Source organism: Bacillus cereus group sp. BfR-BA-01309 (genome assembly GCF_022664315.1).
Lineage (GTDB): Bacteria > Bacillota > Bacilli > Bacillales > Bacillaceae_G > Bacillus_A > Bacillus_A mobilis.
This window is the reverse complement of record NZ_JAKUHE010000008.1, coordinates 281,739-300,266: the sequence shown is the minus strand read 5'-3', so window position 1 is coordinate 300,266 and position 18,528 is coordinate 281,739. Positions and strand designations below refer to the sequence as shown.

The window sequence follows — 18,528 nt, the reverse complement described above, 5'->3', positions numbered from 1 at the left end:
CCACTACCATTGTTTGGTGGCTTTGTATTTCCTTCACCACTACCATTGTTTGGTGGCTTTGTATTTCCTTCACCACTACCATTGTTTGGTGGCTTTGTATTTCCTTCGACACTACCGTTGTTTTGCGGCTTTGTATTTCCTTCACCACTACCATTGTTTTGCGGCTTTGTATTTCCTTCGACACTACCACTGTTTGGCTCACTTTGCTTTTGATCTTCTGATTTCTTTAATTCTTCTTGTTTCTTTTGCTTTTCTTTTTGCTTATTTTCACTCGGCTGTTCAGTTGTATTTGCTATTTTCGTATTTAGAGACGAATCACGCTTCTCACCTTTAATACGTAATTCGCTACCTTCTTGAACCACACTGTTAGGCATTTTAAATTGCGATTTATCTGTAGTAAACTTACTCATCATTTCTTTAAAAATCAATTGAGCAATTTTCGTATTTTTACTACTAATATAATCATCTTTACTATCCTTTGTATATCCGGTCCATACAGCCATCGTATATTGTGGTGTATAACCAGCAAACCAACTATCACGAGTTGCACTTTCTGGTAGATTATATTGTGCTATTTGTTCTAAAGAATAGTTTGTTGTACCTGTTTTACCCGCTATATCTAAAGAACTTATATTAGCTGTTGTACCTAATCCAGATGAAACAAAAGTACGAAGCATATCAGTAATCATATATGCTGTAGAATCCTTCATAACTCGTTTTGGCTTTTGCTCAAAGTTTTTTGATGTACCATCTGGATAAACGATTTTCTTAACAAAATGTGGTTTCGTATACTTACCATCATTACCAAATGCCGCATAAGCGCCTGCAATTTCAGTTGGTGACGCTTCATTTGTACCAATCGCTGTTGATTCGGTCGGTGCTACATTAAATGTAATACCTAGCTTTTCAGAGAAAGCTTTTGATTTATTAATTCCTACTTCTTTTGCAGTTTTAATAGCCGGGATATTTCGGGAAGTTTTCAATGCATCACGCATTGTAATTGGTCCTAAATGCTTTCTATCAGCATTTCTAACTTCTTGTCCCGTTGAGTACTTAAATGGAGAGTCATCAATTTGATGGTAAGTAGCCCATTTTAAATATTCAATTGCAGGAGCGTAATCAAAAATTGGTTTCATCGTTGAACCTGCTGAGCGATTTAATTCAATTGCTATATTATGCCCTTTAAATACAGCTTTATTTTCACCACGTCCGCTACCAATTGCACGAACTTCTCCAGTTTTCGTATCCATAAATGTGAAAGCCCCTTGGAATTTCTCATTTGGATAATTAATAATATTTTCATTTAAAAGCTTGTCCGCAAAATCTTGTGCCTTTGGATCTAATGTTGTATAAATTTCTAAACCGTCAGATCCAATATTAGCATCTGGCAACTCTTTTTCAACTTCTTTCACAACCGCATCCATAAAAGCAGGATATGGCATTTCTTTTTGTTCAGTTGCTTTCTTAAGTCCTTCTGTTACTGGCACTTTTGATGCTTCTTCCATTTCTTTTTTTGTAATATAACCATGTCGATTCATTAATTCAAGTACAACATTTCTTCTTTCTGTTGCTTTTTTGATATTTTGTTCTTTCGTTGGATCATAGCTATTAGGCGCTTTCATTAAACCCGCAAGCATCGCAACTTCTGGTAGTGTTAAATCTTTCAATTCCTTACCATAGTAATTTTGTACTGCTGTTGCGATTCCGTATGAACGGTTGCCTAAGTAAACTTTATTTAAATACATTTCTAAAATTTCATGTTTTGAATACTGTTGTTCTAGCTTATACGCTAAATATATTTCTTGTACCTTTCTCTTTGACGTTTTTTCCATTGATAAGAAATAATTTTTAATAACTTGCTGTGTAATCGTACTTCCACCTTGAGAGCCGTAATCCCCTTTTAGGCTGACTAAAACTGCACGTGTAGTACCTTTAAAGTCAACGCCTCTATGCTCATAAAAACGTGCATCTTCTGCCGCTAAAAATGCATTTTCTACTAATTTAGGAATTTGATCATACATAATATTTGTTCGTTTTTCTTTCCCATATTCATATATCAATTTCCCATCTTTATTATAAATTTTTGAGGATAACGGATTAACAAGTTTTGTTTTCTCAAGTTTTGGCGCATCCTTAATCATAACGAAAAAAGTAGCAACCCCTGCGACTAACCCTACAATACCAAGTAATAAACAACTAATTAAAAACTTACGAAAAAATGATGTTTTACCTTTTGGTTTTTGTTTTTTAGCTGCTAGTTGTTTTTTCTTTTTAACTTGTCGTCGCTCCTCTCGAGAACGATAATTTTCTGACATGCTACTTTCTCCTGCCTTTCAATTCTCCTGTTGATTTACTTAAAATTATTGAGGTTACCTTCAGAAATATACTTATATTTAAAAAGTGTGCTAATCAGAAACAGTACATAGTTTTATAATCTATAGATTATAAAACTTAGATTAACTCTTGAACTAACTATTCCATCTCTATTCTGTATAATAATGCTGTCCCTTAAAGCAAGAAAATTGTGAGCTGTTCCTCATCTCTTTGCACTTTATCTAATATTTGTAATAGTGAGTTCTTACATTACTCGTCTAATATAATGGTTCTTGTTAGCATAATCGTAATGAAAAGAATGTAAAAAACGATTCTTTTGATGTAAAAAAAGAATCGACTTCTAATTTTCCTAATAAAATGTTCCCCACTGTGTTATCACTATAATGAATATCTTTCTCCTCAATTTCCCCCAAGAGTCATACCGGTATCCACTTGATTCTCTGTAATTGGTGAATACTTGACTAAATCATATTTTGTACAAGTGAAAATATCGCCTAATTTGTCAATTGGATCTTGTAGTAAAAATGCCCCTGCAATTAGAGCCTTAAAGGTAGATGCATAAACAAACCGTTCGTAAGGTAATCGATAGGGAACTGCCCATTTTGTATCAGCGTCGATTGGATAGTAACCCAGTCAAGCGTCGAACTTTTCTCAAGTTGCGTGAGTGCTCAATGAGGCGTATGATTTGCATATTTAGTTTTCTCTACTTTTTCTTTTGCTTCCATCTAAAATGATTCACCTGTAAAAAGTTTTACACTTGCAAGACTTAAACTTAATACTTCAACACACATCCCTATTTTTAACATCCTTGTACTTTTCAAGATAATCAGTCCTTTCGTGTTTAGCAGTACTTAAAATAGATGTCAAACCAGGCTCAATGTATCATGTTTGGGCACTAAGTTTTTAGGATTACATTTAATAGACAATTTAAGTAATAAATTTGTTCCACTTAAATATGAGGAAGAAATTCAAGTTTTTATAGTAACGGAACCGAAACTTTAATAGGGGTACAACAACGAGAAATGGAATTTCATAGAAAATCCAATCTTAGCTTGATAGACATGTAATACCATCAGCGTTTTGGAACATTATCATGCTAAGCGAAAAAACTCACTTTTCATCTTTTTTCAGATAAGAAGTGAGTTTTTTCGTTTTGGTGTATTTATTTTTCCTAACTTGATGGTGACCAGTTTTTACCCATATAGACGTAATTTTTTACTTTTCTGTAATAGTTACAAATTCAACGGCTCCCTTCCCCTCAGTGCCTAAAGCCGTATTCAATTTATTTATTTCCTTTGTTAATTCTGGTTCTTTCCCCTGGTTGACTAAATTAAGATTCCCAAAAGATTTATTAAAAGATAGAAATTGTCTTGTTTTTTCTTTCCCATTTATTTCTTTAAATAAAGTATCATCTACAATTATTAGGATTTCATTGGATCCACCACGATATGGCGCTAGCCATACATCACCTTCGTACTTAGTACTCATTTTTTTCCCGTCATATGTTATTTCTTTTAAGTCCTTATATTCTTTATTTGCAAATATGATAGTTTCATATTTTCCTATTTTTGGTAAATAATCAAAAGGGACTGAAGATAGAAGCCCCTCGTCATTATCCCTTTCACGTATGAGCCCTTTTTTATTCATTTTTTCAGCAGTTGTTCTACTAATAAATAGTAAATTACTAGGAGTATCTGCCCCAGCATCCCCAAACTGTGTCGGGAGCTTTAAGTTGAGCTTGTTATTATCTATAGACCCTTCTTTTAATTGATATAAGTCTTGCGAGGTTGTTATATCTTTGTACAAGTCTATTATAGAGTTTCTTGCTTGTTCGTTTATCTCTCCTACTTCTATTGAAATTCCATTTGCCGGAGAGTCTTTTGCACCAAATAATGAACATGCTCCTAATATCGTAATCGAAATACCAGCTACTATTAAAAATCCAATTCTTTTTTTCAATCTATATTCTCCTTCTTTTAATTATATTTGAATTAAAAAATCGTTTTATACATTTTTTTCAAGTATTGAGATCGAACAAAGTAAAAGTATATAATTTGTAAAACTAAGAAACAAACCAATACTATAACGGAACTACCCAAGACTGAAAAATCAGCTAACTTTTGCAACGCCATAAAAGCTACGGCACTATGTGTAATTGCTATTACAATGGGTAAAAAGAATAGTAATGCAAGTTGACGTGTCACAATTTTCTTTAATTCAGGTTTACTTAAACCAACTTTTGCTATCATTTTATATTGCTGCTGATTTCGTTCTAAGTCCGTATATAATCGGAAATATAAAAAGCTTGCAGCAAATGTAAAGAAAACAATACCTATTAATACACTCATGATAGATGCAAGTCCAAAACCTTGCTTCATAGCTATCCATGTAAAAATTAAAGCCGAAAATTGATATGATTCGTTGTATACCGAAGGATCATTTATATCTTTATTCCCTTTCTGTAAGGAAGCCAAGATTTTTCCAGCAACTTTTTTTGTTTTCTCCCAATCTTTCACAACAAAACCATTGATGGTGAATTGACCGTAGTGACTCTCTGGATCCACAATCATTTGATTATATACAGTATCCGGAATAATAATTGTCGTTATGTTTGTATCTTGTAGTTCTTTTGGCGTTAGTATTTTATTTACATGCATAGCTTTTTTTATATTTCCATGCAACAATTGAAAGTTATTTCGATTAGATTTTGTATTAATAACTTTTCTTGATGGTATGACAAAACTATCATTATCATCTTTTAAGCTTTCTTTTTCAAAACCAAATGCCTCAGCTAACTTATTATAATCATTTATTTTTATAACACTTAATAAAATATTACTGTCATAAATGGTATCCGAAATTTGTTTAATTGAATAAGTCACCCGTTTGAAATTAAAACCGCCATCATTGAGTTCACTTTCAATCGTTTTTATATGCTCTTTTTCTAAATTGTTATTATTATAAGACCGATAAGAAAATGCAAAAGGGCTATCCGATTCAGCCATGGATGAGTTACCTAAACCCATACAAGTCCCCACTGCAGTGAAGGCAACAGCAGATATAATAGTGACCATAAAAAACATTTTTGCATTATCTTTTAATTGATATACTAAATCTGAGATGGTGAGAATGTTTGTTTTCTTAAAGAAAATATTTTCCTTTTTCTTTAATACACGTAACACATACACACTGAGTTGTGTAAATAAGAAGTACGTTCCAAGTACAACAAAGCTCACCCCTATCGCCATCATGAATAATACATATTTCACATCCTTGTAATGAATTGCGTTAACACTATGGAAAACAGCTGTATATCCTAATCCAATACAAATTAATGTGAACAAAGATAGCCAAAGGGATGCTTTTGGTTCAGGCTTTGGCTTTTCTTCTGCTTTTATTAATTCTACTAATTGCTCTACATTTACTAGTCGAGAAGTGAAAATTGAAATAAGTAAAAATAATAAGAAGAAAGCACCAAATGTTATTCCAATTGCTTTAAAGGGCATGTAAAATGGGAGTCCTTTATCAATCATTAGCAGATTGTTGCTCATAATTAAGATAAACTTTGAGAACGCCATTCCAATTGTAATTCCTGTTAAAATAGAAGTGATTCCAATTATTATATTTTCAATAAATACTAATTTATTCAACTGTGAACGTGACATCCCATGTAGCATTAGAATTCCAAAATCTTTTTTTCTTGTTTTTAAAAATGCACTTACAGAATATAGGATAAAGAAGAATGAGAAGAAAAATATTAACCCCTGTGATATCTTTAATCCTGACTTTGCAAATGTATTGATTGTTACACTGGCAGCAAGGTCACCTTGTAAATTAGGATGAAATGCAAGTAATGCATAAGTAAAGAAAATCATAATAGCAAACGTACTACTTAAAAAATGAGCCAAATATGTTCGTTTACTTCGAATGACGTTATTAAATGCGAACTGTCGAAAAGTCATTTGCATTTCCTCCTAATAATGCTAGAACCTCTAGGATTTTTTGATAGAATACTTTGCGATTATCGCCACAATAAATCTCATTGTATAACTGTCCATCTTTGATAAACACAATGCGATCACAATAACTTGCAGCCATTGCATCATGTGTCACTAACATCATCGTTGTGCTATTTTCTTTATTAAGCCTTGTCAACAATTCCATCACATCACAAGCAGATTTTGAATCCAGATTTCCTGTAGGCTCATCCGCAAGTAATAATTTTGGATTATGAATAGTAGCTCGTGCAATTGCTGTTCTTTGTGCCTGGCCACCAGAAATTTCATACGTACGCTTATCTAATATTTCAGTTATCCCTAGTTTTTTAGCAATAGCTTCCACTTTCCCTTCCATTTCTCTAGGGCTTACACCATCAAGTGTAAGTGGAAGAACAATATTTTCTTTCACTGTCAATGTATTAAGGAGATTAAATGATTGAAAAACAAACCCTAATTCACGTCTTCGAAATAAAGACAACTGATCTGGAGATAACAGATATGGATTTTCTCCATGAATTAATACTTCTCCTGACGTTGGAGCATCTATAGTAGAAACCATATTTAATAGCGTTGTTTTACCACTCCCAGATGGTCCCATAATCCCTACAAATTCACCTTTGTTTATTTTTAAATCAATATGGGATAATGCTGTATAAGAAATTTTCCCAGGATAAACCTTCCCTAAATCTGAAACATGTAGTATCTCCACAAGTATTTCACCTTCCATTTCTCTTTTCGATACATGAAGTGTAACCTATATTTAGTATGTCCCCTATCGATTTCCCTAACATTTATCTAACAAGTTTGTAAGATTCAAAAGAAAAAAACCGATGAATAATCTTTCTTTCATCGGTTAACGAGAGGCATATGGGAATACGATTCTAACTTTTGTTCCCTTACCTACCTCAGATTCTAGCTCAATCTTATGATTTAATTTTTCACATACTTCTTTAACAAGATATAACCCCATTCCCGTAGACTCCTTAAATTTCCTACCATTTTCTCCCGTATAAAATGGATTAAAAACACGTGGCAAATCAGCGGTAGGAATGCCCACTCCATAATCTCTTACTTCCAAAATAATTGCTCGTCCTTTTGAATACGCCGATACTATTACTTTCCCTTTCTTACTTGATGAATATTTAATTGCATTTGACAGTAGTTGATTAAGTATAAATCGAAACCATTTCTTATCTGTTTCTACAATAAGACTCGGATCTACTTTTACTTCTGGATACACATAACTACGTATAAACAGACGTTTATTTTCATGAATAACAGAATCAAGCATTCTCAATAATTGCAATCGTTCTACATGAAAATCCTGTTCAAATGTTTCTAAACGAGCAACATATAAGACCATTTCTAGTCCTTTTTTGATTCTTTCCGTTTCTTCATTAATACTGTCAAATCGTGAGTCTTCTGCATCTTGTGTAATTAACTCAATAACAGAAATAGGTGTTTTCATTTGATGAACCCATTGATTCATAAAAGTCATTTGCTCTTGTTGTTTTCGTTCCCATTTTTTTAATTGGTTTTGATAATATTGATATTGAGATTGTAGTAATGTTTCTAAGGCCATTGATAATGGAGTCAAATCACTATCTTTTATTGACTCATTTAAAGTTTCCATTGGTGTTGATAGACGTTTGTAGAATGAACGATGACTATAATAACGATATATTAAATAACCCATTAATAAAAAAACACCCAAAAACACAGAATATAATGCTGTCAAAACATGTGGATAACCATCAAACCAATATATAAAAAGAATGATAAGCAATTGGGCAAATGTATAAAAAATAAGTGGAATATGTTCTTGTAAAAATAATTTCATTATTCCTTTCCTTCCTTTTTCCAAGTAGCATGCAAACGATATCCAGCACCACGAACCGTCTCCAATGCGTTTTCGATACCTAAATCTTGCAGTTTCTTTCTAATTCTACCTATATTTACACTCAATGTATTTTCGTCTATATATGAACTATCCCATAATTGTTCTAAAATCACTTCACGTTTTACAAGGAGCGGAGACTTTGTTATCAATATCTCTAATAAAGTTGTTTCTTTTCTAGTAAGTAGAATTGTCTTATCATCTAATTGAAGTTCCATTCTTTCTGGGAACAGGAATAATCCCGATTGCTCAACTATTCGTTCTTTTACTTTAGGAGCATATTCACCGTATGCTCTTCTGAGTTGACTACGAATTTTAGACATTACAACCTCATAATAAAAAGGTTTTGTAATGTAATCATCACCACCATTTTCTAAAGCCATAACTTGATCCATCTCTCCACTCCTTGCAGATAGAAATACAATTGGACAAGTAGAAATAGCTCGTATTTTACGACACCAATAATAACCGTCAAAATTAGGTAAATTCACATCTAATAGCACTATATCTGGTTTTATCTCTTGAAATATATCTAAGACATTTTCGAAGTCCTCTATAATAACACTTTGATATCCATATTTTTTAATATGAGTTCCCAGTAATTCAGCAATTTTCATATCATCTTCTACAATCATGATTGTATTCATTTCGTAATCTCCTTTAATTTAGGGGTAATTTTTAAAGTTCATTTGTTATTTAATATTTTACTTATGTAAAAAGATGATATCTTACCTCCCCCTTTAAATGCAATAAGTATCCAATAAAGCGTATATTTGTTGTTATTTAATTAATAATTTCAATAGAGATTGTTTCTATCTTTTTCTTTACTTAAGTAGATTCTTTTTAATATACACAAAAAGACCGTCACAGTATTGTGACGGATACACGGGAAAATATTAATAACTAATTACTATTATTATTTATTTGTCACTTTTAAAGCTTCTAACACTATCTTTGTTGCTTCTGCAATAAGCTTATCATCGTATTTAGCATCCTCTTTATCATGTTTAGAAAGTATCCAATTATTTGGTGATCGAATAATTGCGATATCATTTCGGATTCCATAAGATTCCGAGTCAGTCTTATCAGCTACTTCCCATCCTCCTGGAACTCCAGCACGAATTAAGTTGTCTCCTGTAGTATTCCTTTCATCCAATCTATTAATAAATCCCGTTTCTCAGTTGAAAGTACATCTCCTAGCGTAAAATCCTGAAGACTAGTTGCTAATACTTTTGGGTACTAGTATCATGGGCGTCTCCTGGATGCACTACGTTTAACTCTGATTTAAAACGTTCAGTATTTGTAACGGCATCTCCTATTTCTCTCATTGAGTTTTGGAATTCTCTAGGTCGGCCTAATTGTTTAAGAATAAGATTTTGTGCATTATTATCACTATATTGGAGGGAAGCATCTGCAAGCTCTTTCAGAATCATACCTGTATCAACATTCTTCAATAAAATAAACCCGGTTTATTTCGTATGCAAACCTTTAAATTCCCTACCTGTAGTCTAAAAAAGAAATAACCTCTACTATATAAAATTGATGTTGTATTTTCTTAGCTTGATAGCGATGTGGCAGTATCCCTTTAAGTACTATATAGATAACAAATTATGAACCAAATTTTCTATTTTTGGTACATTAAATTTATAGAAGATAGATAATAACATAATTTTCTCAATAAGTAATATTCTTATTTCAATACAAAATTATTACAATTAATGCTATATCTGTATTAAGGGGACCATTTTAGTTAATTAGGGAGAAAAATTGTAAAAATGATATGGGAGGAATGAAAAATGTCATTGAAAAAAAAGTTAGGTGTTGGAGTTGTTTCAGCCGCTCTTGGTTTATCTTTAATTGATGGGGGGAACATATGCATATTTTAGCGATCAAGTTGTAACAAATAATACATTTGCTGCAGGTACATTGGATTTAGCTATGCAACCAACTACTTCACTTAACTTAGAAAATTTAAAACCTGGGGACAAAATATTAAAGAAATTCAATTTAAAAAATAGTGGTACATTAGATATTAAAGATATCATGATGAAAATAGACTATACTGTAAATGACGTAAAACAAAATAATACTACAGAAGATTTCGGTAAACATATTAAAGTACAATTTCTTTGGGATTGGGATCCTGCAAAAGGCCCTGCATACGAGACAACCCTTGCAGAACTAAAATCACAAAGTTCAGAGATTGTCTCGAAAAAAGTATTTCATTCTAAGTGGACTGAAACAGGGGGGTAAACCTGGGAAAATGGATTGGTTTTGGATAAAGTTTATATTTGAGGATAACGGAACAGATCAGAACGTTTTCCAAGGGGATAGTATTGCGCTAAAAATGGAGTTCCAAGCCAATCAAACAGAGGGAAAAGAAAGATAATATTACAAAAGTATTATTGGGAAAATGTAAAACTGAGCTTGTAATTTTTTATAATTTGTAAAATTGACCATCAAATATCCATATAAAAAACCAGTGATATCATTACAAGTGTATAATATCACTGGTTTTTTGAGTATAACATTTTATATGTTTTGTAAAACTATTTTTCTTTCGGAAGTACAATTCTTTTATACAATTGAACTGTAATCAAGTAGTAAATTAAGTAAATCACTACGAAAATGACAAGTGGCAACCAAATTCGAAAATACGGATCAATCAAAAGCGGACCGAACATATTCATACCAACTAATACGTGAACAATACCCACAATTGCTGGGACTAAGAATACAAAGAATAACTCTTTATAAATTGATTGTGTTAATAACTCTCGGCGAACACCGATTTTACGAAGCATTTGATAACGTGTACTATCTTTGGATGCACCGGATAGAATTTTAAACATTAAGCAGCTTGCCATCATTGCTAAAAATGCAACTCCAACGAAAAAACCCATAAACATTAGTCCGCTGGCAAAATTATGACTCACAATATACGCTTGATACTTACTATCCAATTCTTCCGCTTTCACATTTTTATATTTTGCTATCTGTAATTCATCAAGTTTTTTCCATTCTTTTATGTATGATCCAAAATCATCTGTTTTCCCCATAAACACAGTACTTTCTTTACCCTTCATACCATCATATATGTTTTGATCTACAATTTTCATTTCATAATCAGGATACATATAATCTGGCTGGATCGTTCTGAAAGCCTGGATCCATTGTTTTGTGTTCGTCTCTCTTTGAACCTTTTTTATTGAAAATGCACCAATGGGTATTTCCTCTGAAACTTTCTCTATTTTCATACCTTGCAAGAAAGGGCGATTTTTTTCTACATCTTCTTTAAGATAATAAACATACCTATCATCAACTTTGTAATGATATTCATGTTTTTCTTGAAATAAGATACCACCCAAAATTTTCTTTTCTTCCGCTGTTGGATTATGAACGACTGAATCGTAAATTCGCATTTGATCTGTCATTTTTAGGATGTTGTTTTTAAATGCCATACCACAAGCAATTCCACCAGCACCAAGAGCCACTAAGATTGCTACTGTTGCAAGCACATTTGTTAGACCATTAATGCGGAAATTTAATTGTGCAAAAGTAAAAGCATTTAGTCCTTTTTCACTATGTTTTTTATTACTCTTTAGCTTGTTAAGCATAACTGGGAGAAGTGATCCAAATATAAGGTAAGTACCAACGGTTGCTGTGATTAATCCAACGACCATTAATCCCAAAACAATTAGCGAATTTGCATGAGAAATATAAATCAGTGATGCATAACCAATACCTAATAAAAGAATACCAAGGAATGCAACTACAACTGTCATTTTTCCTTTTACGGCGACACGTTCTGTTTGTGCATCTGCATGTACAAGTTGCAGTACAGAAATACGCGATAATTTAATACTATTCATAATTGCTGATAATATAAATAGTGCAAAGAAGAAGACGCAAGTAATAACGATAGATGGCGGATAAAATGCTTTATAACCTTCACCAGTAAACTCGAGTTGTTTCATTAATAACTGACCGATACCTTCTGCAAGTCCTACACCAATTGTAATTCCAATCAAAAGAGATGTGGCACCTAATATGATTGTTTCGATAAACATAAGTAAGGTAACTTTATGCTTTTTTGCTCCTAACATCATATACATACCAAATTCTTTTTGGCGAAGAGCTGATAAGAAAGAGTTTGCATATAAAATATAGAAAAATGTGATAACCGCTAACAAAAAGGAACCAATTTTAAATACAGACACAATATCCCTAATAGAAGAGTTAGATTCAAGGAACGTTTTATTGGATGCTAGCGTTTGAAACATATAAAAAGTCGAAATAGAGACAATAAGACCAACAAGTAAAACAATATAATCTCGCAACTTACTTTTTAGGCCTGACATGGAAAGCTTAAATAACATGATTGAACTTCCTTCCTTACGCTTTTTGTGTGCCTAAGTTTGCAAGCACATCTAAAATTTCTTTATAAAACTCTTCACGTGTACCACCACGGTGAATTTCTTTATATAGCTCACCATCCTGAATGAATAAAATACGCTGACAGTAACTTGCACTATATGGATCGTGCGTAACCATCATAATAGATACGCCTTGTTCTTTATTTAAGTTTGTCATCGCATCCAGTAAACTTGCTGCATTTTTAGAATCAAGAGCTCCTGTTGGCTCGTCCCCTAAAATAATTGCAGGCTCATGTACTAAAGCACGCGCTGCTGCTGAACGTTGTTTCTGTCCACCAGATGCTTCAGATGGATACTTTTGAAGTATTTTTGTGATTCCTAACATACCTGCCACTTTTTCTACTTTCGGTCCAATGTTACGTGATGAAGCACCTTGAAGTGAAAGTGGAAGTGCAATGTTTTCATAAATAGATAAGTTTTCAAATAAATTAAAGTCTTGGAAGATGAATCCTAACTTTTGTGAACGGAAATCTGAAAGCTCACCTTGCTTCATTTTCGTAATATCCGTACCCGCAATTTCAACAACGCCGCCCGTTGCTTTATCTAACGTTGAAATTACATTTAATAATGTCGTTTTACCAGAACCAGATGGTCCCATAATTCCTACAAACTCCCCCTCTTGAATTGAGAATGATACGCCTTTTAACGCGTGTGATTGGTTCTCACCTTTTTTACCGTACACTTTTTGAACGTTTTTCACGTCTACAACTGGTTTCGTCATATATATCCTCCTACGTTTGTTTTTTCATTTCTTTAAAATAAGTTGCTGTTCATATTTGCTACTAACAAAATAGTCATGTTGCATCTACCTTTTCCATAAGGCTGTCACGATGTATCCAATTGAAAGCTGTAAAGAAAATTTTATTTTAATTTCTCCACTCACCACATCGCTTTGAATACATACATGATAAACTATAAAAATTAGGAAACACCCTGAAAAAAACCTTAAGAATTCTTAAGGTTTTAAAAAAAAGCTTATGGAACGTGTAATTCCATAAGCCAATCTATTTGATTGGATGTTCAACAATAAAGGATATCCAACCTTCTTTATATTCTGCATATATATTACCATGATGAAGTTCAACAATTCTTTTTGAGATAGCAAGTCCCAGTCCATTTCCTTGATCACTTTTTCTTGCCTTATCACCCCTGAAAAATCTTTCAAACAATTTATTAGGGTCGCTAACAGGTGGCTTCTCGACTTTATTCGATACATTCAAAATTGCCTTATTACCTATTAGTTCAAGACATACGCATAATTTCGAAGGTTTTATGCTGTACTTTATCGCATTCATAAACAGATTTTCATAAACACGTACCATTTTTTCTACATCCATGAAAATAGGTATTGTTTCTTCCGTTATTGATTTTTGAACAATTAAACTTTCCTTTTCAAATATAGGAGTATATTCTCCAACTATTTGCTCCAACAAACCTGATAAATCGACTTCATTAAAGTTTAACTTAGCATCGATGCCTGATAAACGAGTATATTCAAACAGTTCATCAATTAAATATTTCAATCTCTTTGATTTTAAATACGTGGTTTCAAGATATTCCTGTAATTGTGTGTTACTGTTGTATTGCCCTCTTTTTAATAAATCTATATAGCCAATAATAGATGTTAACGGTGTGCGTAAGTCATGAGATACATTGGTTATGAGTTCATTTTTTGTACGTTCTAATCTTCTTTCTTGTTCAAATGTATTTTCCAATTCCTTGGACATATAGTTGATATTTTGAGCAAGTTGGGTCAATTCGTCCTTCCCCTTAATCCCAATTGTCAAACCCAGTTTTCCATTTGCAATAACATTTACATTATCCGAAATGAGCTTCAAATAGGCTATTTTCTTTCGAACCAATATTAAAAAAATTATTATAAAGTTAATGATTGCGAACGCGAATAAGAACAACAATGCTAAATTGAATTCAAACATACCAAACTCTTCATATTTTACAAATAATGGATCTACGACATCTACCAAAATGAGGATTGTTAAACCAAATGAAATAAAAAAACTAACTGCAACAGCACCAAGAAGTTTTATAATGATCTTATTTCTGAAACTAACATTCTTCATATTTTATACCCAATTCACCAAACAGTTTTAATATAAATGGGATGTTTAGAATCTTCTTCAATTTTGTCTCTTATTTTTGTAATATGCACCATGACGGTATTATCTGATTTATAAAAAATCTCTTTCCAAACTGATTCATATATTTTTGCTACACTCAAGACAATCCCTTTGTTACGGGCAAATAGTTCGAAAATATCAAACTCTTTTGGAGTTAGCCTTGTTTCCTTTTCCCTTACCCATACTTGACGAGTATCTGTATTCACGGTTAAGTCACCAATTTCTAGAATGCTTTTATTATGTTCTATTGACGTATTGTATTTTTTAAACCTTCTTAATTGCGATTTTACCCTAGCAATTAATTCTAATGGGTTAAACGGTTTTGATAAATAATCGTCTGCACCAGAGGCTAGACCCTTTTGTCTATATCCTCAGGTTTTGCAGATAGCATAATGATAGACATATTGCGATTCTCTCTAATCTTCATGCAAGCTTCAATACCATCCATATTTGGCATCATAATATCTAAAATAATAAGATCAAATTCCTTTTCTTCTAACAATTGTAATGCTTCCATAGCATCTTCAGCTTTTTGAGTTTTCAGACCTTCATTTTCCAAATAAACAGAGATAAGATTTCTAATCTCTTTATCATCCTCAACAATAAGAATTTTTAACTCCATATTATTCCTCCACATTTTTTCTCGTATTGGACAACTAAAGACATAAACAGTTGAAACATTTCTATCTTACTTTCTTCAAATTAATTCCTTAAATTCTTTTGACTCCAATAAACCTTGAAATTGGAAGGGCTGCACCAACTGATTTCTGGTTCATTATATACAAAAATAAGAAAATGAATTATTTTCATACTTAATCCACCCACAGGTTTGAATTCATAATTATACACTAGCGTCCAAATCTTAAAAAAAGAGGGAAAAGTTCTTAAGAATTCTTAAGCTTTCTACAGCATTTTGTCATAAGGATATATAGCCACTCTTTAACCAATTTCCATAATATTTTATTACTTAGTATTCAATTGAAAATAATAGTTGATTAAGGTTTAATAACTGCTTACAACACAATTAAAGGCTAAGCTCATCACCACGGATTATAACTGTAAAAGCATGTATGACAACATTTTATTAATAAACATAATAGGGTACAGAAAAACATCCTCTTAGTATAAAATTCTATGATGTATCTAACAAATGAAAGTAGAACCTGCCTTACTATCCCCATCAAGCCAAGTTTTGGTGTTCTATGAACTTTTTCCTACAGAATTAATATTTTGATACGCTTGCCAAATAATTCTTGATGGATAAATATATCTCACCGAAATTTTTTAGCAAACAAATGAAACTCATTTTTAAATAAAAACGCCATCCTTTCTATAGATTTCTATAAAAAGAATGACGCTTTCTATTAATTATAAGCATAAATTCATCTTAGATTGTTGGTAATATAACTAGACTTATTCCCATGCAGCAAATGCTACATAATCTTCTTTACCATATTTGTTTTGATATTCATCTGCGTGAATTATATCAACTTCTCCAACATGGTCTGGCTGAAATCCTGTTCCATCTCCATTATCAATAGGTTTCACTAGAGAAACTAGCATAAGCCCCGTAACTTCAGATTCTTTAGAAGTTTGCTTCAATGGAAGACCTTTAGATTTAAGATATTGCTTTTGTTTCTCGGTAAGTTTAAGTACTGCTGCTTCTGAAATATCTGTGTTCTTTTTGCTTTGCTCAAGATTGTCCATTTCTAATTGTTTTGTGACTTCTTCTGCCTTACTTTTTTCAAGATTATTCATTTCTTCTGGTTTAGCGGCTTGTTCAATTTTATTTTTTGTAGCCTGTGATTCACTTTTAAGCTCCTCAGCACTTGCATTCATTAAAGAAAAAGTAGATATACCTAATACAGCTGTCAATCCTAAAGCTGACCAACGATACGATTTTTTATTGAATTTTTTAATCATAACAATTCTCCTTTTCAATGCTTTTTTATTTTTACTTAGATTTGCTAAACTAGGCATTTGATAATAATTTGAATAGTGTTCTAATAATGTAATAATTGTATGCCCATATTCGATTTTTTCTTCCGAATTAATAAAGGTAAGAGCCAATGCATCACATGCAATTTCTTGATCTTCGCGCATTGAATAATAGGCATACCAAAGGATTGGATTAAACCAATTTAGTATAAGCAAATGATGCATAAGCCAATTAACCCCAACATCTTTACGTTTAAAATGAGCTAATTCATGATAGAAAATAAACCGTAGCTGATTATCATTTAATCGTTGTATATGCTGTTCACATAATAATATTCTAGGTTTTCTAAATCCAAGGAGTGTCGGACTAGCAATCTTGCCGGCTAATTGCAAAGGAATATCCTCTTTTATAGACATCGTTTCTTTACAACTTTTGAAAATATTTAAAATTCTTTCATCTGTTATAATTGGTTGCTTTTGTATGTATAAGTATAAACGTCTATTTGCAATTAGTGTTAAAGTCCCTAAACAAAAAACACCTAGCATCCATACATATAAACAGATTTCATATATTGATATGTGTTTGGAACCCGATTCAACTGGTGATTTATTGTAATCACTTGAATTAACAGTATACTTCGCAGGTTCATTCATCACTTTTAAACCAGAAACATTCGCTTCCTTCTGAATTAGAGAAGTAGAAGTTACATATCCATGTGAAAGTATGGAGTATAGGCTATAAGAACTATCCGGTGACCAAGGTAAAAGTAATCTTACAATCAGAATTAACCATAGTGCGTAATGCCACCTTGCCGTTAATTGATTCCTTAGTAGAACTTTGATACATAAGATAAAACCAACCAATATACTAGCCATAATAGTAGTTTCTAACAGCCAATCAAAAAAAGTAGAGAGATACGTTTGTATTAACACATTTATCATAATTATGATCCCTCTTTTTGATTACTTTTATCATCTAGAATACGTTTGAGCTCATCGATCTCTTTTGAAGATAGCTTTTCATCTTGTAAAAAATTAACAAGCAACGGTTTCAAAGCAGCACCGTAAAAACGCTTAATAAAAGATTTAGTTTCTACCTGTAAATATTCATCTTGTGAGATTAAAGGACCATACATGTACGTTCTTCCTATTTTCTGCTGAGAAAAAACAACTTGTTTTTGAACTAACCTATTGATTAATGTTCTAACTGTTTTTGGATTCCAATCCATTTGTCCTTCAAGAGCTTGAATTATTTCATTTGCTGTTTGTGGAGATTTTGACCAAAGGACTTTCATTACTTCTAACTCAGCTTCAGATATCTTAGGTATTTTTTTCACGTTTCCAATTTCCTCCTCCCTTTGATTACGAATGTAATCCTGAAGTTTATACTACATTTGTAATCTTAAATTTGCAATCCCTATTTTAATATCGGAATAAATCACTTGAAATAGGGATATCATTAAATAAACATAAGACTACAAATGTAATCTTATGTTTAGATTACATTTGTAGTCTCGATTTGTCAATCTCATTTAATATCCCCCTAATACAACATCTCCATATTTTTTAAGTAAATCATTTTACTTTAAATAGTTATGTATATTCTTCGCTTTTTCTTTGCCAGGTAACTTGTAACTTCTCTACAATACAATTCCCTTTATTTAACTATCTATATAGTTGAGATTTTACAGTAAAAATACCTAATCCCCTTTTCCAAAACTGGAAGGGTATCTTCAACTTTTTAATATTATATTTATATAGAATTCGCTCCTTTCTTGAAAACATAC

Annotated in this window: 11 protein-coding genes and 3 pseudogenes; 1 reads left to right on the top strand and 13 read right to left on the bottom strand. The window is 32.1% G+C overall.

Annotation, left to right across the window (positions count from 1 at the left end):
* The 7 genes and pseudogenes from MR115_RS17570 to MR115_RS17540 form a co-directional block, all read right to left on the bottom strand.
* The coding region (locus MR115_RS17570; RefSeq protein WP_242242144.1) for a transglycosylase domain-containing protein at window positions 1–2,315 on the bottom strand (2,315 nt) is incomplete at its 3' end.
* 1,234 nt (window positions 2,316–3,549) lie between these two features.
* The gene (locus tag MR115_RS17565; RefSeq protein WP_242242143.1) at window positions 3,550–4,293 is read right to left on the bottom strand and encodes a lipoprotein BA_5634 family protein; all 744 of its coding nucleotides are present in this window, start codon (window positions 4,291–4,293) and stop codon (window positions 3,550–3,552) included.
* 32 nt (window positions 4,294–4,325) lie between these two features.
* Window positions 4,326–6,296: an FtsX-like permease family protein gene (locus MR115_RS17560; RefSeq protein WP_242242142.1), complete on the bottom strand. Its 1,971-nt coding sequence runs from the start codon at window positions 6,294–6,296 to the stop codon at window positions 4,326–4,328.
* A complete protein-coding gene (locus tag MR115_RS17555; protein WP_097957896.1) occupies window positions 6,271–7,041 on the bottom strand; it encodes an ABC transporter ATP-binding protein in 771 nt (256 codons plus the stop codon). The genes MR115_RS17560 and MR115_RS17555 overlap by 26 nt, the downstream gene beginning before the upstream one ends.
* Window positions 7,042–7,185: 144 nt before the next feature.
* Complete coding sequence (locus MR115_RS17550) at window positions 7,186–8,172, bottom strand: sensor histidine kinase (protein ID WP_242242141.1); 987 nt, start codon at window positions 8,170–8,172, stop codon at window positions 7,186–7,188.
* Window positions 8,172–8,876, bottom strand: a complete 705-nt coding sequence (locus MR115_RS17545; RefSeq protein WP_242242140.1) for a response regulator transcription factor — start codon at window positions 8,874–8,876, stop codon at window positions 8,172–8,174. Before MR115_RS17545 ends, MR115_RS17550 begins: the two co-directional genes overlap by 1 nt.
* Window positions 8,877–9,145: 269 nt before the next feature.
* Window positions 9,146–9,680 (bottom strand): annotated as a pseudogene (locus tag MR115_RS17540) (serine hydrolase); the annotation flags it as partial.
* A 345-nt stretch (window positions 9,681–10,025) separates the two neighbouring features.
* Between MR115_RS17540 and MR115_RS17535 the strand changes: the two are divergent.
* Window positions 10,026–10,618, top strand: a pseudogene (locus MR115_RS17535) (TasA family protein).
* Window positions 10,619–10,778: 160 nt separating this feature from the next.
* Here the strand turns inward: MR115_RS17535 and MR115_RS17530 are convergent.
* The 6 genes and pseudogenes from MR115_RS17530 to MR115_RS17505 form a co-directional block, all read right to left on the bottom strand.
* A complete protein-coding gene (locus tag MR115_RS17530; protein ID WP_242242139.1) occupies window positions 10,779–12,608 on the bottom strand; it encodes an FtsX-like permease family protein in 1,830 nt (609 codons plus the stop codon).
* A gap of 16 nt (window positions 12,609–12,624) precedes the next feature.
* The gene (locus MR115_RS17525) at window positions 12,625–13,386 is read right to left on the bottom strand and encodes an ABC transporter ATP-binding protein (protein WP_242242138.1); all 762 of its coding nucleotides are present in this window, start codon (window positions 13,384–13,386) and stop codon (window positions 12,625–12,627) included.
* 283 nt (window positions 13,387–13,669) lie between these two features.
* Complete coding sequence (locus MR115_RS17520) at window positions 13,670–14,746, bottom strand: HAMP domain-containing sensor histidine kinase (protein ID WP_242242137.1); 1,077 nt, start codon at window positions 14,744–14,746, stop codon at window positions 13,670–13,672.
* A 14-nt stretch (window positions 14,747–14,760) separates the two neighbouring features.
* Window positions 14,761–15,425 (bottom strand): annotated as a pseudogene (locus tag MR115_RS17515) (response regulator transcription factor).
* 791 nt (window positions 15,426–16,216) lie between these two features.
* Window positions 16,217–17,683, bottom strand: coding sequence for a M56 family metallopeptidase (locus MR115_RS17510; RefSeq protein WP_242242136.1), 1,467 nt, complete (start codon window positions 17,681–17,683; stop codon window positions 16,217–16,219).
* A gap of 2 nt (window positions 17,684–17,685) precedes the next feature.
* Entirely contained in the window at window positions 17,686–18,078 is a 393-nt protein-coding gene (locus tag MR115_RS17505) for a BlaI/MecI/CopY family transcriptional regulator (RefSeq protein ID WP_242242135.1), read from the bottom strand.
* Between the last annotated feature and the right edge of the window lie 450 nt (window positions 18,079–18,528).

What these genes read in the sequence shown, in the direction of transcription:
- MR115_RS17525 (WP_242242138.1), bottom strand. Translation starts at nt 13,386, where the DNA reads ATGACGAAACCAGTTGTAGACGTGAAAAACGTTCAAAAAGTGTACGGT.
- MR115_RS17520 (WP_242242137.1), bottom strand. Translation starts at nt 14,746, where the DNA reads ATGAAGAATGTTAGTTTCAGAAATAAGATCATTATAAAACTTCTTGGT.
- MR115_RS17510 (WP_242242136.1), bottom strand. Translation starts at nt 17,683, where the DNA reads ATGATAAATGTGTTAATACAAACGTATCTCTCTACTTTTTTTGATTGG.
- MR115_RS17545 (WP_242242140.1), bottom strand. Translation starts at nt 8,876, where the DNA reads ATGAATACAATCATGATTGTAGAAGATGATATGAAAATTGCTGAATTA.
- MR115_RS17530 (WP_242242139.1), bottom strand. Translation starts at nt 12,608, where the DNA reads ATGTTATTTAAGCTTTCCATGTCAGGCCTAAAAAGTAAGTTGCGAGAT.
- MR115_RS17560 (WP_242242142.1), bottom strand. Translation starts at nt 6,296, where the DNA reads ATGACTTTTCGACAGTTCGCATTTAATAACGTCATTCGAAGTAAACGA.
- MR115_RS17550 (WP_242242141.1), bottom strand. Translation starts at nt 8,172, where the DNA reads ATGAAATTATTTTTACAAGAACATATTCCACTTATTTTTTATACATTT.